The sequence below is a fragment of the Campylobacter concisus genome (genome assembly GCF_003048985.1).
In the GTDB taxonomy this organism is placed as follows: Bacteria; Campylobacterota; Campylobacteria; order Campylobacterales; family Campylobacteraceae; genus Campylobacter_A; species Campylobacter_A concisus_AY.
On sequence record NZ_PIRS01000010.1, the window covers coordinates 1 to 23028 of the forward strand.

Consider the following 23028-nt stretch of genomic DNA (forward strand, 5'->3'; position numbering starts at 1 on the left):
TTTTCTTGACATATAATAATGTTTTTTGTATAATCTCAATTCTTTTTTAAATAATCATGTCTTGCTAGCTCAGTCGGTAGAGCATCTCACTTTTAATGAGGGGGCCGTTGGTTCGAATCCAACGCAGGACACCATTTTTTGGGTTTATGACCCTTTCGTCTAGTGGCTCAGGACTCTACTTTCTCTGTGTAGGAACAGAGGTTCAAATCCTCTAAGGGTCGCCAGATATTTTAAATTTTAGGTCGCTTAGCTCAGTTGGTAGAGCGCCACCCTTACAAGGTGGATGTCATAAGTTCGAGTCTTATAGCGACCACCATTGCTTTAGGTGCAGCGGTAGTTCAGTTGGTTAGAATGCCGCCCTGTCACGGCGGAGGTCGCGGGTTCGAGCCCCGTCCGCTGCGCCATCTACTAAGCCTTAGGTTAAGGTTCTTGATTCTATTTTTCTTGTTTTTTGAGTGATCAAATTAAATTTTAAGATTATAAGTTCTAAGATAACACTTTGTTATTGATATTTAATCTTGCCTCGTTAGCTCAGTTGGTAGAGCATATCACTCTTAATGATGGGGTCGTAGGTTCGAGACCTACACGGGGCACCATCTTTGGCCCATTCGTCTAGCGGTTAGGACACCAGCCTCTCACGTTGGTAACACGAGTTCGAGTCTCGTATGGGTCACCATTTTTATTCTAAATTTAACTCAAATTTTGAAATTTACTGGTAATGCGATAAATTTGACTAATAAATATTTAACCTGTAATAAATTGAACTTTGATGTAAAAATGTGTAAAACATCTTTTTTCTTTATAAAAGGTGAATTTGTGTTAAAAACTACCAGAGTACCCATATAGAAAACGACGAAACGCTCGTTTTTTACATCTATGGATTATGATACTTTCTTGATTGCTTGCTGGTATGCGAAACAATTTTGGTATTTAGATAGCAGAAATTATATTGAAATACTGTATTCAAAAATCTCAGAATTCTTTACTGAAGCTCTAAAAACTTGTTTTAATAACTAGGTGCTTGAGTTTAGTAAAAGGTTTTAGGCGAAAACGGAACAGTAATTTATAAAAGTTTAGAGATTACAAATAATGATGACATTATGACTGCTGGAGTTTGTCATTTCAATTTTTAGAAATACATAAATTTGATACATTTGCTGATTTTGTCTTGATAAATTTGACTTATAAGGTAAAAGAGCAGGGCGCATTTGACTACGCCCTTTTATAAATTTAAGATGAAAACTTGCTTGATCTTAAATTTGATCTATTTTAGCTCAAATGCAAGCGTTGCAGCAATCGTCTCATCATCGCAAATTTTTGAGTCGGCAAATGGCATTTTATGCACTGTTTGTAGCAGCCATTTTCCAGGTTTAAGTGCAAGTACTTCTATCGTGCCGTCTGGCTCAGTTTGGCCGTGAAATGCGCTTTTTTCTTTTAAAAATCCATCAAATGTTCCATCAAGCGTGGCATTTTCTAAAGGTTTGCCTTCAAATAGAATTTTTACTTTAAATGGCACGCCAACTTTGAAATTTGCTGGATTGTCAAGCGGGACTATCTCTAAGCGCTGCTGTGAAGGCTTTGTTACAGAGTCGTCCTTGGCGTTTTTGTTTATGATGCCTTTTGCGCTCATGCTCGCTTTTTTGCAGTATTTGGCGTCCTTGATGTCCTCTTTGGTTTTGCCCATGTGCCATGTGCCATCGCTCGCTTTTGTCCAAAACGTAGGCTTATACTCGCCAGCTATAAGGTATGAGCCGTCTTCTAGTTTGGCCCTTTCATAGTGGTAGTTTTCGCCGCTTTGTTTTAAGCTCAGTTTTTCGCCATTTTTGTTTATAACGTATGGGGCTTCAAAAAGGGCGATCCTATTATCTGGTATCTTTTCAACAGTTGGGAAGTCGTCTGCGTAGCCGATATCAACGCTAGTTACGTCCTTGCTGCTTCCAAAAAGCCAAAATTCGTGAGCTAAAGAGTGGCTGCTAAGTGCTGCCAAAGCCAAAAGTGCAAATAAATGCTTGTTCATTGCCTATCCTTTCAGATTAAAATGTCTATTTTCTATTTCTAATATATATCACAAAAATATTGTTAAATTTTTATAGATCTAAATTTTGTTAAGTTTTAGAAAATTTATAAAAACAGCACGTCTATAAAAATAGTTTAATCACTGAAATTACGAAATATAAATCAGTTGCGCAATTATATCAAAATAATAATCATTGTCAATATAAAATTAAATTTTACATACAAGAGGATAAACCAAGATAAATTTATTTTTGCCGTTTATGCAGCCAAAAAAGTTTCATTTTTGAAATATTTTGTATAAAAATTATTTTTTCTCATTATATTTTAATATTATATTAAGATTAGCTCCTTTATAATGTCACTAAATTATTTTAAAAAATATAACTTTATAGTTATTTCCAAGGAAGGTTAAGATGAGAACTCTCTTATCTTTAAGCATGGTGTGTGCTGCGCTACTTGCTAATGAGACTAATCTAAAAAATGAGTTAAACAACGAAGAGATTAGGGCGAATATGGCAAGCTCTTTTAACGAAAGCTCCAACATAAATTTGCTTAACGAAAAACCAACTTCAGAAGGTAAGCTAAATTTAAACGAAACCCCATGCTTTAAAATAGATAAAATTTCACTCTTAAATGAGAACGAAGTAGCTAGCTTTAACGCTAGTAGTGGTGCTGATGAGGCTATAATAAGAAAAGCATATCAAGATAACTTTTCTAAATTTAGCTCTATTTTAGAGGCTAGCTTAAACAAGCTTGACTTTAAACCAAGCAGCTGTCTTGGCAAAAACTCTATCAATCTAATCATAAACTCTTTTAACAACGAGATAATAAAAAGTGGCTATATCACTTCAAGTGCGAGCCTAGTTACAAAGAGTCTAAAAGATGCCAAGCTAGAGTTTGTGATAAATCTTGGTCTAATAGATGATATAAGCATCAATGAGCTTGACACTCAAAGAAATAGAGCTAGCCTATTTAGCGCATTTGGTGAGTACTCTCATAAAAATAAAGTGGCAAATATAAGAGATATCGAGCAGGCTCTTGAGTCACTACAAAACGTCTCGAAAAATGATGTTAGCATTAAATTCTTACCTTCAAATAGAGCTGGCTTTTCAAACATAGTGATCACTAGAGTTGATAGCTTCCCACTAAAGGCTGCTATTAGCCTTGACAACCTTGGCTCAAAACAAAGCGGCAAGTACCAAGGCATGCTAAATTTAAGCATACTAAATTTACTTGGATTTAACGAAATTTTTAGCTTCTCGCGTGGCAAGGATGTGCTTAAAAAGTATGAGGTTACAAATAAATTTAATGGCGCCACTGATCACGGGGCTTCAAATAACTACTATTACGGCTTTAGCATCCCGTTTGGCTACTTCATGCTTGAATACGAAAAGAGCAAATATGACTACGCCCAGATCATAAACGCAGCCTATAACCTCTACACATATAAAGGTAGAAGCGAGAGTGACTCACTAAGCCTTGCTTATACATTTTATAGGGACTCAAATTTTAAAAATAGCGCTTATGTAAAGCTATTTAAGAGAAAAAATAAAAACTACCTAGAGGACTACGAGCTAGATAACCAAGCTAGAAGAAATGCTGGATATGAGGTAGGCGTAAAATCAAGCTGGAATTCTTACAACCAAGCTTTTAGCGCCAAGCTAGCTTATAAAAAAGGCACTGGGATATTTAACTCACAGCCTGATCCTTTGGAGGATAGCGGGGAGGCTACATCTAGGTTTGCTCTAATAAATTTAAACCTAAACTACAAATATAAATTTAAACTTCCACTAAGCTATGATCTAAATATCAACGCAAGATATGGTCTAAATAAACTAAGCTTGCAAGATCGTTTTAGCATAGGTGGATACTACAGTGTTAGGGGCTTTGACGGGGAGAGCTCGCTTGTTGGAAACCACGGAGTAAGCGTAAGAAATACCCTCTCATATAACTACTATAAGAGCAACTCTGTCTATGCAGGGCTTGACGCTGGCATGGTAAGAGCCCCAAGTAGCGGCATAAAGGATAAAAACACCCTTGCAGGATACGCCATAGGTCTAAGAGGCAGCATAAAAGCCTACAACAACCTAAACTACGACATATCAGTCTCTAAACCTCTTTATAAACCAAAGAGTTTCGAAACTAAATCAACAAATGTAAATTTCATCATAAGCTACGAATTTTAAGGATAAAATATGCTAAAGAACAACCAAATTTCAAATGCACAAAAACCTAGCCTTTTAAAAAAACCTAGCCTTTTAACCATAGGCTTAAATTTCTACGTAAGTCTCTCTTTGCTACTTGGCACTATGCCAGCATTAGCAAATGAGCCAAGCATCATAGCTGACCCAGGTGCTAGCAACCGCCCTGATATACTAAAAGCTCCTAATGATACGCTAATAATAAACATCACAAACCCTGATAGCAAAGGCGTTTCCATAAATGAATATAGCAGGTTTAATACGCCAACCACTGGCACTATCCTTAATAACTCTAATAAAAATATAGATACAAAGATAGCTGGTCAGATAGATGCAAACTATAGACTTACAAAAGAGGCAAGCCTTATTATCAACAAGGTAAATTCGGCTGAGAAATCATCTCTAAAAGGAAATTTAGAGGTTGCAGGTAGTAGAGCCGACGTAGTCATAGCAAACCCAAATGGCATAAGCGTAGATGGTCTAAATATGATCAACTCTCGCTCACTCACACTAACAACAGGTAGTATCAATAAACTAAGTCCTAAAGAGATAGAGCTAATATCTAATAACTCTATCGACATCGTAGGAGACGGCCTAAACGATAAGAGCAGCGACTATACAAATGTCATCTCAAATGCTGTAAATTTAAACTCAAATATCCACGCAAATGAGCTAAACATCATCGGTGAAAAGGCGGTTGCTTCAAGCAATGGCAAACTATATAACGACGTAAAAACTAAAAACCAAGAAAACAGCTTTAGCCTAGATAGTAGCGCGCTTGGCGGTATGTATGCTAATAAAATCAAACTAGTTGGCACAAGTAACGGCGTAGGCGTAAATAATAACGGCCTAGTTATAGCAAATAATAACATAGAGATAAGCCTTGATGGCGATATAGTTAATGCTGGCGCTATCGCTTCTAATAAAGATACAAGCATAAAAGCAAATACTATAACAAACAAAGATGAAGCGCTAATAGCAGCCAAAGAGAACCTTAATATAAAAGCAGATACTTTGGTAAATACATCTAGTCAGATTTATGCTAAAGATATAAACGTAGAGGCTAAAAAGCTGGTAAATAACTCAAGCTCGCAGGCTAGGGTAGATACAGTGCATAAACAAGGCACTATGCACCTAAAAAAAGAGGGTGTCAATAGATATAAGCTTGGTGTAAATTTAAAAGAACTAAAAGAAAAAATAATCACCAGACTAGCTAAAAAACTAGGCAAAGATATAAGTGAGCTAGATGAAAACGAGGTAAATGAGCTAGTATTAAAAGAGGCTGCAAATAAAGATGGCGCTCTATATGCTCTAAATTTACACAAAGACTCCCATCTAGTAGGCACCAGTCAAAAGATATTTCACAACCTAAGACTAGACTATGATACAAACGAAGTTCTAGTTGATACTAGTAGAGCAAAGAATAATGAACAAAAAAGAACCATCACATATAGCATAGTTAAAGATGTTCTAAACGAAGATGATAAAGCTAACTTCATCCCAGGCAGCATAATAGCTAATAATGATATAAATTTAAATGTAAATGATGTCTTAAACGATAAGAGTGTTATATATGCTGGTGGAGATTTAAAACTAAATAGCGATAATGTAGAAAACATAGCTCTAATGCTAAATAACAATGTAAATAGCTATAGCGTTTATAAATGGAAAGAGAAAAAGAAATGGTATAGAGGTGGAGGATGGAAAACTAAGGGCGGAACAGGAAAAGTTTTTAACTTCTCATACACTGATGTTGGCCTGCCAGCAGTCTTTGCAGCGGGTAATAACATAGTAGGAAGCACTCAGGACTTTTCAAGCTACGCACTAAATGATGATATAAAGCTAGCAAATGTTGATCTGGATAAATTCTCTGAGCCAATATTTAATAGCCCAGTTATTAAAAACCTAAATAGAAGGGTTAAAAACCAAGGGTATTACTACAGCCTTGATAGTATAAACTCTGCTTATATAGCAAATATCCTTGATGGCCTATATGAAGCAAGAAACGAGAGCATAAGCAAATTTAAAAAAGAAGCAAAAGATAAAAACGTAAAAGCCTCAGCTCTAGTAATGGCTAACAACATAGACCTAGACGCCAAAGGCAACATAAGCCTAGCTGGCAGCGTAGTGGCTGATAATATCAATCTAAACTCACAAAATTTAAACCTAAATCACCTAGAGCTAAACTCTAAAGATCTAAATTTAAAAGCAGGCGCAGCAAGTATCAACTCAAGTGAAATTTCAGCCAAAAGTATAAATGTAAATGCCAATAATATAAGCTTAGACAAAGAGTCATCTCAGTTTAGCAAGGCTTCAAATTTAAAAGCAGACGAGAGCCTTAACCTAAACGCTAAAGAAAATTTAAACATCACTGGCTCAAATTTAGAGGCTGATAAGATAAATTTAAACGCAGATAATATAAATATAAACGCCAAAGAGTTTGCCTACAGCCATAGCGCAAAAGAAAAAGGTGTGGAATTTAACCAAAACATCCAAACGCTAAATAGCGCAAACCTAGACGCAAAAGATATAAATTTAAACTCTAAGTCAAATACACAGATAAGCTCAAGTAACTTAAGAGCTACTAACAAGCTAAACATAGAAGCTGGAAATGATATATATGTAGTTGGAGCAAATACAAACGAGAGCACGGAGACTAAAGAGAAGTCAAAGGGCTTTTTCTCTAAAAAAGAGTCACAGCTAATGGCTATAAATCAAAAGGTAATTAGCTCAAATTTAAATGCAGGTGATATCAGTCTAAAGGCTGGTGGTAATGCAATAGTAACTGGCTCAAATTTAAGTGCCAAAAATGATATAAATATAGATGCGAATAATATAAGTATAAATCCTAGCGCATATGAGAGCTTAGAGTATTCTCAAACTAATAAAAGAGGCTTTGGTGGGCTTAAAAGATCTATTGATATGCACTCTTTATCAAATTTAAATCTAACCTCTTCATCGCTATTAACAAATAGTGGCAACATAAATTTAAATGCAAATAAAGATATATCTATCATCTCTTCAAATATAAACTCAGCATCAGCTCTAAATTTAAATGCCTTAAATACCATCTCTATACTAGCAGCCAAAGAGCAAAGCAAAGAGATAAGTATTCACAAAAGCTCCACTTTTAATCCTCTTGGAATTTTAACCTATGTGGCTACTCTTGGAACCAGTGGCGGTAAGATATATAGTGCAAAACATAACGAACAAGGCACTCTTGATGGTATATCAAAGCTTTCAAATATATCAGCTAAAGATAACATAAACTTAAACACATCTGATGCGACTATCACAGCAAATTTAAGCTCAGATAAAAATATAGAGGTAAAAGCAAACCAAACCACCATCTTAAACGCTACTAATACTCATGAAAGCTACAGCATATCTAAAAGCAAGAGTGTAAGCATAGCTAGATTGCAAGATATATTAAAAGATATTAAACCAAAAAGCCTAAGTGAGCTTAAAAAAGATACTAGCATAAAGCTAAGAGTAGCAGACGCTAAATATAAAGAAGCTACCAATAACACCTCTTCTTTAAATTCCATCAGTTCTACCCTAAATGCCAATAATATCAATATAGATACTAACTATGATATAAGTGTAAAAGGCTCAAACCTAAACGCAAAAGAAGATATTAGCTTAATTAGTAAAAATGGCAACATCTACATCTCAAATAGCACAGATACAATCGATTCCACCTCCACTTTAAAAGAGGCACAGGCTGCCCTCTCCATCACTGCACAAAACGAATATGCACAGATCGCTCCAGCCACTATAGCCCTACAAGAAGCCGTCAAACAACTAAATAGCGTAAAAAAAGAATACGAACAATATAAGAATGAAAAATCAAATTTACAAACCAAACTAAATGAACTAAAGCAAAGATATAAAAACAAAGAAGTAGGCATCAATGCTTCTGACATAGAAGATCTAAGTGATATATTAGATAATATAAAAGATGAAGAGAGATACTACATAACAAACGTAGCACTAGCTACTACAAATGTAGCCTCTAAAACAACAGCTCTAATATCTCAAATAGCAGCAGCATCTGCAAGCTCAGGAACATATGGCTTTAGCGTAGGAGTAGCGGCTGATATTAGCGGTAGCGATACAAAAAGTAGTAGCAAGCAAATAACTTCCGTCGCTTCAAACCTATTAGCTAATAACATAAATATCTCGACTAATACACATAAAGATACTAGCACTAACATAACTGGCTCAAATCTACTAGCTAATAATAATATAGATATAAACACTAAAGATCTAAATATAAACTCTAGCCAAGATAGATTTGAATCAGATGAAAATAGTAAGGCTCTTAGTGGAAGTGCTAAATTTACTGTGTATGGTGGAGGAGGTGGAAGCCTAGGTCTAGATCACTCACAATCAAACAGCTATAGTGAAAGCATCATCAATAATAACTCAAAGCTAATATCTAATAAAGATATGAATATAAACACAGCCAATGACACAACCATAAAGGGGGCAAATTTAAGAGCTGATGGAACACTAAATTTAAAAGTAGGAAATAATCTACTCTTAGAGAGTCTAAGAGATAAATATACTTCTAATCAAAAAGACTTTAGTATATCAGCAGGAGTTGGCTTTAGTGGTAAAATACTATAGCCAAGAGTAATGGTATAACTACAACAGGATTATTTGATAAAAACCATTTCGTAGATATTAACACCATAGATAAATCTAGCACCAATGCAAATTTCTCTAGATCAAGATCAAATACAATAACCAAACAAACCATTCTCTCATCTATAACAGCAAATGAGCTAAACGTAGAGGTAGGTAAAAACACTCATCTAAAAGGATCACTACTAGCAGCAGGAGAGTATGATAAAGATAATACCTTTATAGATAACCACAACCTAAATTTAAAAACAAATACCCTAAGCTATGAGAACCTATCAAATACAAGCTATAACAAAGGAACAAACTTTAGTATAGGAGCTAACTATATCCTAGAAGATAAAAACAATAAAGATAGCAAATCAAATAACAATCAAGAAGATAAATTTACAGGTCTTAAATCAATAGATCTATCTAACCATAGAAATTTAAGCTACAGCTTATCTAAAAACCTAGCAACTCTAGGTAGTGGCAACATAGAGATAGCAGATAAGCAAAACTCTGATGATCTAACAAGACTAAATAGAGATACTACTAAACTAACAAAAGATCTAATAAATACTAGCATAAGCTCAAATGTAGATGGTAGTATGGATGCTAGGGTGCTAACTAAGAGTGGGCAAAAGGATATAGCTAAAGAGATAACATCAGTGGCTAATAGCCTAGATAACCTAAATAGATATATAAAAGATAGTTTACCTAGAAATAAACTAAGTGAAGAAAAAGCCAATGAAATTTATAAAGAAATAAGTAATAATGGGCTAAGGGAAACTATAGTAAATATTTTTAAGCAGCAAGGACTGGACAATGAGCAGATAGAAAATTTAATGTCCGATAGGGATATTATTAGTCTAATAAAAAGCTACAACACCATATCTAGTAAAACATTATATTCTTCAACAGACAACTTGGTAACGTTCGATAAAGATGGTATACCAACTATAAAAGTTACTAATACGAAAGAAGAGAATTTCTATGACTTTGTTATAAAAGGTGCAAAGGCTGTAGACACTATATCTAAGGCGATAGGCGAAAGTAATGCAGTAGCTGGTATATTTGTAATACAAGTAGCAACACAAGGACTACTTAAAACAGCTATATCGGTAGCTAGTAATGAAGTAAAAGATAGCTTTACAAGGGGGATAAAAGAGGGGCTTAGTGAATATATAGCCAATGATTTATTAGATATAAATAATAAAGGTAATGATGAACAAAGAAAAAAAGATATAAAATTAGCTTCTGATTTATCAGCTAGCGTTAGTATAGATATATTCGTTGGTGGAGCCTACTCTATAGTAAAAGGCTCAAAAAATGTAGTTAAGGCTGATGAGAAGTTAAAAGAAAGTAATGTAAATAGTAATACTATTGCAAAATCTAATGCCGATTTAAAGCGTAACGAGCATAATTTAAATAATAAAAATAGTAGTGATGGGGTTGCTGAAAGTGATATTAAGGCAACTAGTGAAAAAATAGTAAATGAATTTTTTGATATTAAAAATATAAATACATTTAAAAATGCAAATATCAAAGATGTTGAAAAATTTTTAGACAAAGAGTTACAAGGTTGGACAAAAGAAGCCCTTAAAAAAGGTGATGGTGTGAGATATACAAACGGTAAAGGCGGTTCGTTTGAATTAAATAAGGGATATGCAAATCCAAAAGATGATATTCATGGTAATCCGTATCTGAAAGCAACAGTCGGTAGTGAAAAAGTAAGAATTCCATTAAAATAAGGAAAAATATGAGAAAAGAACATATTATAGAGTTGTTATCTTCGGCAATAGAAGGCGACGGAATTATTTCGGTTGTTTTTAATTTTTTTCACAATGAGTGGCATTATTCATTAGATGAGTTAAACGAAATAATACATTTTGGTGTAAAAAATGGAGATTTAACAATAGAGAATGTAAAGAATGCAAACATACGCTACGACACAATAGATTGGCGATTAGATAATATTTATCAAGAAATTGTAATGGTCGATATTTATAAATATATGCCACTTTTATTTAATAAAAACCCACAAGTGCCAAAAGAGTATGAAAAATTTATAAGTGAGTAGGTATTATGAGCAGTTATATAGGAATTGGTTTTATATCTAAATGGACTACCAAAAATATTTTTATTTCACTAGACTAAATGATGGTAGTTACAATATTGAAAGGATAACAATTGTCAAATAGTGCTAGGCATATTAAAAAATGAAAAATTATTGGTGGATGTTTTATTAAAAAACAAAAATGATTTTTATAAAAATATAGATTTCATCTATTTGGATTTAATAGTAGAATGGGTGATAAAAGCGGCAGTTTTGATTATTTTAGGGATAGTTTATTATAGTAAAATGGTGCGCACATAGTGCCTAGCAAACCAAATTAATATTGATAAGGATTAATTATGGACACCAAAATTCTATCGTCAACCAAAAGAGCACTACAAGGTGAAATTACGCAAAATATGCGTGCGTTATATGTAGCGTTGGAAAATTTTACTATTAAACTATTATTTATATATAATGGTGAAATAACAGACGACGATCAGGATAATATAGGATATATTAGTAGTTTGATTATCGCAGATTTTAACGAATATAAAATCGATGAAAAAGCAATTAGAATAGATTATCCAAAATCATTTATGCTATCAAAGAAATATGTTTTAGCATATGAAAGTCAAGAAAATATTGCATCAAATTCTGATAAAATTTTTGTGGATTTGGATAAATTAAAATTGGATAAAGATTGGTGCATTTACAAACTAGACTAATAGCTGTTGGCACAAGATATATAAAAGAGTAAAATTCTTAATGTAGATAGTTTTATGGTCTGACTAAAATCAATAAACTACCCAAACAATAGAAATTTAAGCTACACACTATCTAAAAACCTAGCAACTCTAGGTAGTGGTAACATAGAGATAGCTGATAAAGAAAACTCTGATGATCTAACAAGACTAAATAGAGATACAACCAAACTAACAAAAGATCTAGTAAATACTAGCATAAGCTCAAATGTAGATGGTAGTATGGATTTAAGAGTGCTAACTAAGAGTGGGCAAAAGGAGATAGCTAAAGAGATAGTAGATACTAGCACCATAATAGACGCCATAAAGCAAATATCAACTACAGATAGAGCAAATATATTCTCATTCTTTAAAGAAGTAAGCAAGCAATACAAAGTATTAAATGGTGTTAGAGAAGAGGTGGCAAACTCACCAGAACTACAAGCATTTTTATCTAGCAGCACTACAACCGAAGTACAAAGAAAAGAGACTATGACACTAATAACACTTGCTGTTATGAAGAATTTAGGATATCTACCAAATGATATAAAGTCTATATATACAGATGAAAGAGGATATAATGGCGAAGAAGTAAAAGGTTTTACAAGCTTGCAAACTGGAGCTAGCTATATAAATTTCAAAAACATAACCAATATGAAAGATCTTGTAAAGACCATAACTCATGAAAACCAAAGATCTATGGATATAAGAGATAAATTTAGTAAAACAAAAAACTAGAGAATATGCAAATTTAAAAGGCATTTCACAAGACGAAGCGTTAAAGCTACTTTTAATGGCTGTTGCTAGCATGACAGATATGCTATGGAATAACTCGTTTGACGCAAATTCTCAAGATTTAGCACAGGCAAAAGAGTATCTATCGCAGTTTAAAGATCAAACCTATATAGATAAAGAGGGAAAAGTTCAAAACTACTTCGTAGCTAAAGAAAATGACTATACAAAGCCATATATAAATTTATACGAAGCTGCATTTAGCGGAGTTTTAAATGTTTCTGATTATCTAAAAAGTGGCATAACTCAGTCTCCTTATCAGGGCATAATGGATAAAATAAAAAATGCTACTGACCATGCTTTAAATAATAAAGCAGTAGGAAGTTAGATAAAAAAATCTCTAAGAAATTGTTCTAATGGTTTTATGCTTTCAACTGAAGGTGAATGGAAAGAATATACTGGGAAGAAATTCAATGAGCCTAAAGGTGCTATTTTATTTAATCTACTTGAAGCCTAATTTTAGTACAATGATGTAGAAAAATCTAATTTAGAAAGGTACTTAGGGTAAGGGGATTAAAATGAATAAATTTAAGTTAGCAATGTTAGCTGGAGTTGTCGTAGTTGCTATAACTGGATGTGGTAGAGAGCCAGTTGTATTAGATGAGACTAATACCTATGCGTTTTATAATGACTTTGGTCTAAATATTCGTATGATAGTTAAAAGAGAGAAAAAGGAGATTAAGGATAATTGCCCTGAATATATCTTAGTTAGTGAGGTATCTAAGTATATTGAAAAGGACCCTAAACATAGAGACCCTAAGATTACTTGTTCAGTTATTTCTTTTCCAGGAAATGCATTTTATTTCCCATATAACTTCAAGGATGGTAAATTCGTTAGAGGTGATTTATTATCTTCGAAGGCACCTACAATTCCTATATTTGAACAGGCAGTAGGTTTTGATAAATCAAATAAATATCTGATAATCAAACTTACTGCATACGAGTCATATGCAACTAAAGTATATGACGATACTCCAAATAAACCAGTTAGTGTGATTAGACCATTAAATGAAAATAATCAGATGCCACTAATTGCACTTAAGGAACTTGAAAACCTGTTTGTTGACTATAATGATAAAGTAGATCCAGCTGATTGGAGACTCTTAATGGTTACGTCAAGTGGAAAAAGAGAATGGTTTAGGATAGAGATTAGTGAAGTTAGAAAAGTATTTATTATAGTTCCAGATGACTCAGTTGAAGGAAGAGAAGATAAATATTTTAGAACACTTAATGATATTTATGGATTAGATAGATATTTCAATAACGAGTATTCAGCACCTAAAGAAAGAACAACTGCAGATAGGATGAAATAGACAAAGGATATAAAATGAGTAAGATAATATTCTTAGATGTAGATGGTGTATTAAATATCTATAGTGAATCATATAGAACAAATGACACTAAATATGATTACCATTTTCCAACTGATATAACTAGACTAGAGTTTCACTTAGTTAAGAGACTTGAATACATTAATAGATAAAACTAATGAAAAACACTTCATAATTACAAAAATGCCCGAGTAATGCAAATTTTAGTTTTATAGCACCAAAATCCAAAAATAGAAATCAAAAAAAGAAAATCAAGAATTTGCTAAAGGTTAAAAATGTAAAATTAAAGGATAAAAGCAAAATGTTGGTGGATTTTGAGCTAATGGGCAAGGTTTGGAGTAAACCCATTTTCAGCTTACAAAGTGGCAGGATAATAAGTGGAAGTAATATCTATTTTTTTTTAATATCAAATTTAGTGCTTTATCTAATACTATATATAAGTAAGCGATTTATGCTAAATTTCATATATAAATTTCTGAGATTTTTATCTATATTATGTATTGTTATAGGTTTTGCCATACTTATCTATTTTGCTTGCCATATTGTCTATTATCACAACAATTGGTCAGAAATGAGAACTGGAATATTCATGGCTGTGATAGTTGTTTTTTTTATGAATATGATCTGGCCAGCCATTATATTGATAGATTGGCAAAATAATCCTAAGCACTTTTCTGGCTATTATCAACTATTTTTGAATATATTTCTGATAGTTACTGTTTTTTTGATGGGGGATAACGTTGGCTTTTAATAATATTGGTCTAATTTTCGGATCTATTGCAAGTTTTATATTTTTGATTTTTTGGCTAAAAGAGTCTAAAAACAAGGGTCGAAAATTTATGATTAGATACTTGTTTGTTTTTGTTGGTGCTATAATGATCATCCTGACAAATTTTATAAACATTCCTCAATTTTTTGCATACGACCTAGGTGATAGAAATTTACTCTATATCGCATTTGCTTGTTTATGTCTCCAGCTCATAGTTGATATTTGCTATGTTATCTGTGCTATTTTTCGTAAAGTTAAACAAGTTGATTTATGAATATAAATAATTCTTTTAAATTTGGCAATGATGCGTTTTGAAATATTTTAATGGGTAGTTTTATTGGCAGGATAATCGACATTGGTTTTATGCCAAACGCTCCGTGGCTGTATTGGCTGGTATTTGACACTGTAGGATTACTATTTTTAAAGATGTTTATAGAGGATGTTATTTCAAGTTTATATTATTTCAAATTTAATACAAGGGGTAATATCCAGTCTATTTTATATATCTTGTTTGACCTAGTGATTATATTCTTGATCGCTTTTTTGTTTTATAGGCTATATTTTAGTGTCACTAGATCGGATGGCATTTTGCTCCTAACAGCAAATTTCTCACTTTTTCTTGTTGTTGCGGTTTTCATTTATGCTATTGTTGAGGCAATTAGACATTTAGCAAAACCACAAAACAATGCTATAGAAGCCAAACCTAAATTCTTTAGAATTTCTCGATTAAAAAGCCATAGGGAGAAATTTAGGGAATGGATATGATAGTAAATAAAAATGATAAGCAGCACCGTCTAACAAATGGACAGTTAGTGGAAAAGTGAAAAATAAATGAATTATTTAATAGGTTTTATTATTTTTGCCGGAGGGCTGTCTATCCTAGTGGATCCGGCCCCACCGATAAATATTTTTGGTCTGCCAAAAGGAGATGTTATCCCTCATGGTCTAAATATACCAGTGGGATCTGTCATGGTGCTGTTTGGCTTGCTTTTTATATACAGGGAGCTAAAAAAGTAGTTTAAGGGCTACAAATTTGGCTTTTAAAGGCAATGAAAAATGAGTAATTTCTTTATATCTATTGGATTTTTGATAACTGCTATTCAAATTTTTACTAGCAAGAAAATAGCAAGAGCATATGATAGTGCCGACTACTCTTTGATGGGAGATTTCTACTTGCTTTCTGGTGTGACGGCATTGGTGGGCGCCATATTATTTTTTTGGCTCGGATATAGGTCTCTTAAATTTAAAAATATCAAGAAAGAATTTGAATACAAATGGTGTAATAGCTGTGGCAGAGCCATTAAAATCAGCAAAGATACCTCTTGGTGTCCAGATTGTGGCAAGCCACTAACTAAATTTAACGACAAGCACGGTAAAAAAGCATCTAAAATATAGCACTCCTTCATTGGCTCTGTAAATTCCATATAAATTCATTTAAAATTTAGGCGATATTGCCAAGATAGGAAGTGGTTTAAGGTTTATATTTGCCGATCCGTTTGGTTAAAAAAGGAAGTTTGGTTGGGTATATTTTGGGATGTTTTCATAAATGTCTTAATTGAAATAACAATAAAAAGTGGATCGCCACTATTATATTGGGTGTTGTTTGATGCGGTCGGGCTAGTTCTTTTTAGTGTTCTTTTGAGTATGATTGTGTTTGACCTGTGTTGTTTTGTTAAATACAGATCTGTTAAATGGTTTGATAAAAACATAATAACATCTTTTATTTTTATATCTGCCATTTTTGGTGTGTTTTGTTTTTTGTATATTAATTACAGCTATGGAACCTTGCGATATGTAGCAAATTTTTCACTTTTTCTAGCTGGAGCGGTTCTTGTTCGGACTATCTATAAGGAAGTAAAAGCAATGTCAAGGAATTACGACAATACCACAAGAGCTAAACCAAAATTCTTTAGAATGTCTCGATCAAAAAGGCGTAAAGAAAATTTGAAAAATAATGCTAGAAAGTAGAAAATATGTTTAATCGCATAGGTGGCTTTTTTATAGGATTTATGTGCTTACTTTACTGTATCTCTATGCTAGCTAACAAAAATGTAAAAGTTGGTGAGAAGTTTTTTAAATTTGACGATACTGGTTATTTATACTTGCTACCAGCATTTGGATTTTTGGTGCTAAGCATCTATGGTTTTTGGATGGCTTTTAGAAAAGAGCCGCCAATAGTGCAAAGGCTAGAGGGCATGTGGTGCCCTGACTGCATGAAATTTTATAATATAGGTGAAACTACATGTGAAAAGTGCGGACAAGAGCTACTAAAATGCTACAACACGCACTATGAAACAAGGCCAAAACCAAAGACCGAGCCGCTATTTAGGTCAAAACCTAGAAATAAAAAGCGAAAGTTAAAGAGATAGGAAAGCAATAGCGATCGAGAGGATGTTATAGTAAAGCGAAAGAGAATAGATGAAATTTAGAAATTTTATATTATTTATAATCACTCCGTTTGATGTATTGGTTGCTACTTTAAAACCGCAACTTACGAAATGTTTATTTATTATCTTATTTTTGTCGGGATGCGGTATTGTTACGAGTGTAGATGATGACAATAAAGAATCTAAAATTTTGAGTGTAGATCAAATAATATCTACCAAAGAGGGATTGCTCTCTTTGATGGCACCTATACATAAGGATATAGGCGTTTTTTATGGAGTATATAAAGTAGAGGAAGGCATGGCGTTGACTTGGGCTGTAAAAAATATGATGGCTTCAAAGCTTATTATTTCGACAGAGTCTTATCCTGGGCATACTTTTGAATCTGCAAAATATCTCAATCCAAAAAATCTTAAAATTTTTGAAGAAGAGACAAAAACTAAAGAGAGTTTTTACAATACTACTACTAGTGCTATATATAAAAAAGCATATCTTGATTATATAGATGGAGTTAAATGCAGGACATTTGTCCATGCGGATTTGAGACAGATTTATCAAAATGTAATTGATGGTGAAAAGACATATACGCAATACTATGATACATATTGTTCATTTTATCAACCAAAAAACATTAAAAAACCAACAAATATGGTTAGACTACAATATGAATATAGTTTTAATCGCCAATCAAAAGCTTTTACAGATAGCAACAAAACAGAGCAGGAAGTCTTAAATGATATACATAATATATTTAGGCAAGACATACAAGCAATATTTTCTACCATAAAGCTTGGCATGGATAGAGAGAAGATGAGAAAAGAAGGGCTTTTGTTTGATAAACCATATAGGGTTCAGTTTTAGATAAAATTACAACTGCAAACTATATGCAAAGAATTTGATAAAAATAGTGGCTATACATAAAGGAGTGTAGTAAGGTGAAGATACTAATAATTTCATTTTTAATAGCTTTCATAACAGGATGTAGTTTTGATAATACATATAAAAGTGATATATATGATCGCGACTATATAAAAATGGATGCAAACACTACACTTTATAGCTCAAATAAAACATTTTCAGTAAAGGCGCCGATAAATAGAGGCATCTTATTTGAGGGTTTAGACAAATATGATGATTTTACAGTGTTGCAGCGCCGTATCATCGGGGAGATAGTTGAGATATTTTATCTTGAAATAGATAAGATAGATACATTCGATGGAGAAAAGTATCTTGACTTGGAAAATATAAATTCTTTTGAGCTAAATACTAATAATCCAAATATAAAATATAAAAATGAAACATTTGGACAGTATTATGATAGGGCTTTTGTCAATATCATAGATGGTATAAAATGTAGAAGCTTTCCCAAAGAACTAAATAAAAAATATAATCATCAAAACAAGGGTGATGGCATAATTCAGACGCAAGAGTATGAGACATATTGTAGCTTTTATGGTGCCAATGGTGTGCCAAAGGTGCTTCGTATAAGATCTGAGTATAGTTTTAACTTATCAAGTGAGGTATTTAAAAAAAGCACCCTCTCAGAAAAAGAAAAGTTAAATAAAATAACAAGACAATTTAGGCAAGATACGGAAGAAATTTTTTATAATATAAAAATCAATATGGATAGACAAAAGATGCGTCAGCATGGGTTATTATTTAATACAAAATCAAAGGAGATAAAATGGAAATAAAAAAATTAATCATGTTTGCTTTGTTGGCATTTGTTTTTACGGCTTGCGCTGAAAAAGAATATATATGTCAAGACCATGAAAAAGATGGCGCAGTATGTGGCTATAGACCATAAGTAGCCATAAATATTTAGAAATATAGAATTTAAATTTATAGGACGGACTCAACAAATCCTTGTTTGCATGGAAAGTTAGATACAAGCTGGAGCTGAGCCATTTAACGAATTATAAAAAATGTAACGACAAATACGAAATAGTAGATGATTTGCGTTAAAATAAGCTTTTAAATTATAATAGATAAATCCCATAAAAGATACAATAACAAGATTTTATTACCATAAAAAGGAACTCTAATGAAAAATTTAAAACTTATTTTTATATTCACACTACTAACCACATCAAACCTCTACTCAAGTGAAAAAATTCAGCCTAGCTTTGATTGTTCTAAAGCTAAAACAAGAGTAGAAAAGTTGGTATGTTCTGATGAAGATATATCAAGAGTAGATAGAGATATGCAAAAAGCTTATGATCTAATGATGGGAAAATATGACATCCCTTATATGAATGAAGAGGCCAAAGAGGAGATAAAGCCATATTTAGAAAAGCTAAAACAAAGTCAGATTGACTGGGTTAAGTATAGAGATAAGTATTGCAACACAGAAAAAGATAAAGAAGAATTTAGAAGGTGTGTCCTTAACAAATATTATAATAGGATAGAATCTATAGTTCCAAGCTACGATTGGAGAACAGGTTTTTCAATAAATGATAAAAATAGCACAAATGATCTATGCTATAACTACTTTACGCAAAAATTCTGGATGGACTCTCCAAAGCCTGTAAATAAAGATAATCCACCTTATGGGGAAGATAAAGAGTTTTATGAGAAATTTCTAATAGATGCTCTTGATGAAGATGTTGCAAAAAGAGAGCTAAACACCACCAAGAACTACTACTACACTAAGCTTGACTTTGCTCCAGTTGGAAGCTTTATTATGTGCGTAGGTATAGGTGGAGAGGAAAAAGATATATATGATCTAAGAAGTAAAACATATAAACCTTATTGCACAAATTCTAGTATGCAGTTTGGTGATTTTTTAAATGGTGAGTACATAAAGCCTGGAAAAAAACCAGAATCTGGACTTAAATTTAAAGAGGTAGAAGAGACCAAGGAAGAGTTTAAAAAGAGAGGCTTAGATTATTTTGTAAAGGAAAATTATGCTGATTTTGCAACAGAAGTCTATAAAAAGACAATAAAAAATGATATAGGTGGCTTTAGTAATGCAATATATAATACTAATGATAAAAGCTATGATGCAAATATACTTTCAGATGGAATAGTTAGAATACTGTATGCTTCAAATTTACATGGAAAAGAGAGAAAAGATAAATTCGGAAGATATGCATATCCTGATGGCTATTCTAGTTCACCCACTTTTATAGTTGCTGATAAATTCTTCTTTAGGGTCTATATGAATAAATATGGAAATTATCTGGTTTGTAGAATGCCTATCCAAAGCAGATTTAAAGATAGAAATGATACTAAGCTTGTAAGAGAGTATCTTAATCAGTTTAAGGAGTTTTAATGCCAATCAATGAGAGAAATGCTAGTAATTTTAAAAATGAGCTTGGGAGTACATTAAAAAAAGCTGAAGGCTTTATATATGAGCTATATTACGATACTAATAAAATAGCGACTATAGGTTGTGGTTTTAATGTAACCTTAAAAGAGATACTAAAAGAAGTTTGTGATAAGAAATATTCTGAACCTAAAATGAGTGAAGAAGAATTTGCTGGGTTACTTAATACTATTAACGGGATAGGGGTAAAAACTAATGGAAATTTGAGATCTAAGGTATCAGAGTATCTAGAGAGCATAAAAACAGAAGACGGAAAAAGTACGAAATTTGGCGAATTTAAGTTAGATGATAAACAAATCGGCGATATATTGCCAGAGGTTGTTGAAATATTTAGAGATGGTCTAAATAAAAAACTAGCTTATACCTCTATAAGCCCACAAGAGAGTAAAATAGATAAATATAGCATAGGTAGTAGAGAATATATAGCTCTAATGAGCATGACATATAATAATCCAAGCCTTGTAGGAAATGGACTAAAAGCTCACTTAAGAGCTAAAAACCGCTTTGGAGCTTGGTATGAGATAAGATATAAGAGTAACGCAGATAATGATATAGGTATAGCTAAGCGCAGATTTGCAGAGTCAAATGAATTTGGGCTTTTTGAAAGTAATGAAAACAATAACGCGGTCAAAGAAAACGAACTAGGAGATATAAGCATAAACGCAATATCCTTTGAAGAGTGTTTGGATCTATTCTCTCTTTTAAATGTAGCAAAGATAAAAGAGAAAGATGAGCCATCTATAACCTATCTACAAAACGCTATAGCCTATGAGACTACTAAGGAATTTAAAGGCAATAGAACTATAGCTGGCTACTCAAATGGCAATGCTGACTTTAACGAACACTACAGAAAATACAACACTATCTTGCAATTTTTTGCAGATAAGATAAATGCTCTTTTAAAAAATGTCACCTCAAAGACCTTTAAGCTAGAAGATATCTATGTGATCACCACAAAAGATGATAATAGTCATAATATCTCAAGGATAAATAAACTTTTAAAAATAAGAGCAGAAAATGGTGAGTTTAAGCCTGAAGCTAAAAGAGATATCTTGCTTATATAATCCAACAGCCTCAGCCCTTCCTGTAATGCCTATCCAACCAAAAAACACAACCTTTACTATCGTTTTAGCAGATAATACATCGCTTGATTGTTCAAATTTAAACCCAGATGGGAATAGCAATGAGAGTGAGATAGTGCTTATGAACTATAAGCAAGATGTAAGAGAGCCTAATAAAAACTCAAGAGATGAAGAGATAAGCTTTATAAAGCCCTCTACAAATGGTGAGACTATCATATATAAAAATGCTAATGGAATTTTTATATCACAAGATGAGAGATATGCCTTTAATAGCGGCAATGTAATAACTCTTAACTTCTTTGAAAAAATGAACTTTAACCTCTTAAATTTTGCTAAAGAAAACAGCTATAGCATAAGAAGCGACAAGGCTTCAAGCATGTTTGATATAAAGCTAAGGCTACCAGACGCTACTGATAGTATCTCTACAAAAAATGAAGGAAATTTCAACATAGTAGTGAGTGATCTGATCATAAAAGATGAAGAGGGCAAAAGCTGCGACATAAAAGAGGTGTATCTTCATAATGGTGAAGATAAAAGGGTCTATCCCTCATACTACCTAAAGAAAAACGATGATAAAGACTCAGATAGTAATAGTAGCTCTAAAAACTCATATACGGCTAAATTTAGAATAAATATAAATTTAGATAAAAACTTTTCAGGCTTTAAAAAGACTTCAAAATTTATCATAGCTACATTTGATCTAAGCAAAGAGTATGACACTGGCGAGATACATGCCAAAGAAGATACTGCTGTTGTCACTTTAGCTAGCAAAGATAAAAAAGATGGAGGTGCTGAGTTTGATATCAAAGTATCTACAGTCGCTTATCAAAAAAATATAACTGAGATCAGGCTAAATACTTCAGAAAACACTAACGCTACAAATCTAAGCATAAAGGATACTTTAAATTTAGAGGCTGTTTATCTACCAAACAAGGGAGATGATGACTACAAAGAGGTAAACTGGGCATATAAGGTGATAAAAGAGGATAAATATAATAGTGAGGTTATGGTAGATAAGCCAATAGGGACAATAAATTTAAGTGAAGAGAAATTTAAAGGCAAAAAGATCACCTTTAGCCCAAAAGATGATATAAAAGATAAAGAGCTACTAAAGAAGCTAAATCATGGCAACCATATCATAATGTTTTTTGCCTATCTAAAATCACCTGCGTTTAATACTAATTTTGGAAAGACGCATATTAGAGTAGATATAAAAGCACCTATATATTTAAAATACTCTAATGGCAAGCTTTGTATATATGAGTTTGGGCATACTGATGCTACTATGTGCTTTGATACAAGCTTGTCTGATGATATCTTTGGTAAAGAGGGCAAAGATGAGAAAGTAGAGCATATGCCTAATGGGGTTTATTATATAAACTCAAATTTAAATAGCGGGGATATAGATATATATGAAGATGATAAGCTAAGTGAGACATGCTACCAAAGCATAGATGGCAAAGATAGATCATATATAGAGCCATGTAAAATTTATGCAAGAGATAACAATATACAAAGAGCATCATCTACAAAAAGTGGGATAAATTTGATAAATAGCGAGAATAAAAACAGATTTATCCAAAAATTTAACGAAGTAAAGCAAAGAGTTGGACTAGACAGCAAAGAGGTTAAGCTAGAAGTTGGGTAGGGATGCGATACCATAAATATATAAAAAGAGCGCACCAAACTGATACGC

18 protein-coding genes and 6 tRNA genes are annotated in these 23028 nt (G+C 32.7%); 23 read left to right on the plus strand and 1 reads right to left on the minus strand.

All coding sequences use genetic code 11. From position 1 onward, the window contains the following. Positions 1 to 58: 58 nt before the first annotated feature. From CVS91_RS07320 to CVS91_RS07345, 6 genes are all read left to right on the plus strand, one after another. Positions 59 to 134 (plus strand) — tRNA-Lys (locus tag CVS91_RS07320). Between the two features lie 14 nt (positions 135 to 148). Next, a tRNA-Glu gene (locus CVS91_RS07325) sits at positions 149 to 224 on the plus strand. A 16-nt stretch (positions 225 to 240) separates the two neighbouring features. After that, positions 241 to 316: transfer RNA gene (locus CVS91_RS07330), tRNA-Val, on the plus strand. Between the two features lie 11 nt (positions 317 to 327). Further along, a tRNA-Asp gene (locus CVS91_RS07335) sits at positions 328 to 404 on the plus strand. Between the two features lie 116 nt (positions 405 to 520). Then, positions 521 to 596 (plus strand) — tRNA-Lys (locus CVS91_RS07340). A 5-nt stretch (positions 597 to 601) separates the two neighbouring features. Continuing rightward, positions 602 to 676 (plus strand) — tRNA-Glu (locus tag CVS91_RS07345). A gap of 588 nt (positions 677 to 1264) precedes the next feature. On the opposite strand, the gene CVS91_RS07350 is transcribed toward CVS91_RS07345, so the two are convergent. Further along, positions 1265 to 2017: a DUF4198 domain-containing protein gene (locus tag CVS91_RS07350; protein WP_107831311.1), complete on the minus strand. Its 753-nt coding sequence runs from the start codon at positions 2015 to 2017 to the stop codon at positions 1265 to 1267. 412 nt (positions 2018 to 2429) lie between these two features. Between CVS91_RS07350 and CVS91_RS07355 the strand changes: the two genes are divergently transcribed. The 17 genes from CVS91_RS07355 (at position 2430) to CVS91_RS10330 (ending at position 22980) form a co-directional block, all read left to right on the plus strand. Then, positions 2430 to 4202 carry a ShlB/FhaC/HecB family hemolysin secretion/activation protein gene (locus CVS91_RS07355; protein ID WP_107831313.1) on the plus strand — a complete coding sequence of 591 codons (1773 nt, stop codon included), beginning with the start codon at positions 2430 to 2432 and terminating at the stop codon, positions 4200 to 4202. Between the two features lie 9 nt (positions 4203 to 4211). Then, on the plus strand, positions 4212 to 8849 hold the full coding sequence (locus CVS91_RS07360) for a hemagglutinin repeat-containing protein (RefSeq protein ID WP_107831315.1): 4638 nt from the start codon (positions 4212 to 4214) through the stop codon (positions 8847 to 8849). 617 nt (positions 8850 to 9466) lie between these two features. Beyond that, positions 9467 to 10597 carry a hypothetical protein gene (locus CVS91_RS07365; RefSeq protein WP_107831317.1) on the plus strand — a complete coding sequence of 377 codons (1131 nt, stop codon included), beginning with the start codon at positions 9467 to 9469 and terminating at the stop codon, positions 10595 to 10597. A gap of 8 nt (positions 10598 to 10605) precedes the next feature. Next, positions 10606 to 10926: a hypothetical protein gene (locus CVS91_RS07370; RefSeq protein WP_012001138.1), complete on the plus strand. Its 321-nt coding sequence runs from the start codon at positions 10606 to 10608 to the stop codon at positions 10924 to 10926. A gap of 335 nt (positions 10927 to 11261) precedes the next feature. Next, entirely contained in the window at positions 11262 to 11630 is a 369-nt protein-coding gene (locus tag CVS91_RS07375) for a hypothetical protein (RefSeq protein ID WP_107831319.1), read from the plus strand. A 270-nt stretch (positions 11631 to 11900) separates the two neighbouring features. Next, on the plus strand, positions 11901 to 12383 hold the full coding sequence (locus tag CVS91_RS07380; protein ID WP_107831321.1) for a hypothetical protein: 483 nt from the start codon (positions 11901 to 11903) through the stop codon (positions 12381 to 12383). Positions 12384 to 12453: 70 nt separating this feature from the next. Beyond that, the gene (locus CVS91_RS07385; RefSeq protein WP_159071406.1) at positions 12454 to 12765 is read left to right on the plus strand and encodes a hypothetical protein; all 312 of its coding nucleotides are present in this window, start codon (positions 12454 to 12456) and stop codon (positions 12763 to 12765) included. Positions 12766 to 12955: 190 nt separating this feature from the next. Beyond that, positions 12956 to 13750, plus strand: coding sequence for a hypothetical protein (locus CVS91_RS07390; RefSeq protein ID WP_107831325.1), 795 nt, complete (start codon positions 12956 to 12958; stop codon positions 13748 to 13750). A gap of 1843 nt (positions 13751 to 15593) precedes the next feature. Continuing rightward, positions 15594 to 15932 (plus strand): DUF2614 family zinc ribbon-containing protein, encoded by a 339-nt coding sequence (locus CVS91_RS07415; RefSeq protein ID WP_107831335.1) that lies wholly within the window; start codon positions 15594 to 15596, stop codon positions 15930 to 15932. 123 nt (positions 15933 to 16055) lie between these two features. Further along, entirely contained in the window at positions 16056 to 16505 is a 450-nt protein-coding gene (locus CVS91_RS07420; protein WP_107831337.1) for a hypothetical protein, read from the plus strand. 5 nt (positions 16506 to 16510) lie between these two features. Beyond that, a complete protein-coding gene (locus CVS91_RS07425) occupies positions 16511 to 16906 on the plus strand; it encodes a hypothetical protein (protein WP_107831339.1) in 396 nt (131 codons plus the stop codon). Between the two features lie 49 nt (positions 16907 to 16955). Continuing rightward, positions 16956 to 17783 carry a hypothetical protein gene (locus CVS91_RS07430; protein ID WP_107831341.1) on the plus strand — a complete coding sequence of 276 codons (828 nt, stop codon included), beginning with the start codon at positions 16956 to 16958 and terminating at the stop codon, positions 17781 to 17783. A gap of 74 nt (positions 17784 to 17857) precedes the next feature. Next, positions 17858 to 18616 carry a hypothetical protein gene (locus CVS91_RS07435; protein WP_107831342.1) on the plus strand — a complete coding sequence of 253 codons (759 nt, stop codon included), beginning with the start codon at positions 17858 to 17860 and terminating at the stop codon, positions 18614 to 18616. Then, positions 18607 to 18729 (plus strand): hypothetical protein, encoded by a 123-nt coding sequence (locus tag CVS91_RS10580; protein WP_257784944.1) that lies wholly within the window; start codon positions 18607 to 18609, stop codon positions 18727 to 18729. Before CVS91_RS07435 ends, CVS91_RS10580 begins: the two co-directional genes overlap by 10 nt. Before the next feature lie 237 nt (positions 18730 to 18966). Further along, on the plus strand, positions 18967 to 20196 hold the full coding sequence (locus tag CVS91_RS07440) for a lysozyme inhibitor LprI family protein (RefSeq protein ID WP_107831344.1): 1230 nt from the start codon (positions 18967 to 18969) through the stop codon (positions 20194 to 20196). After that, complete coding sequence (locus CVS91_RS10325; protein WP_199906248.1) at positions 20196 to 21314, plus strand: hypothetical protein; 1119 nt, start codon at positions 20196 to 20198, stop codon at positions 21312 to 21314. The genes CVS91_RS07440 and CVS91_RS10325 overlap by 1 nt, the downstream gene beginning before the upstream one ends. After that, positions 21268 to 22980, plus strand: coding sequence for a hypothetical protein (locus CVS91_RS10330; protein WP_199906249.1), 1713 nt, complete (start codon positions 21268 to 21270; stop codon positions 22978 to 22980). The genes CVS91_RS10325 and CVS91_RS10330 overlap by 47 nt, the downstream gene beginning before the upstream one ends. Positions 22981 to 23028 lie beyond the last annotated feature (48 nt).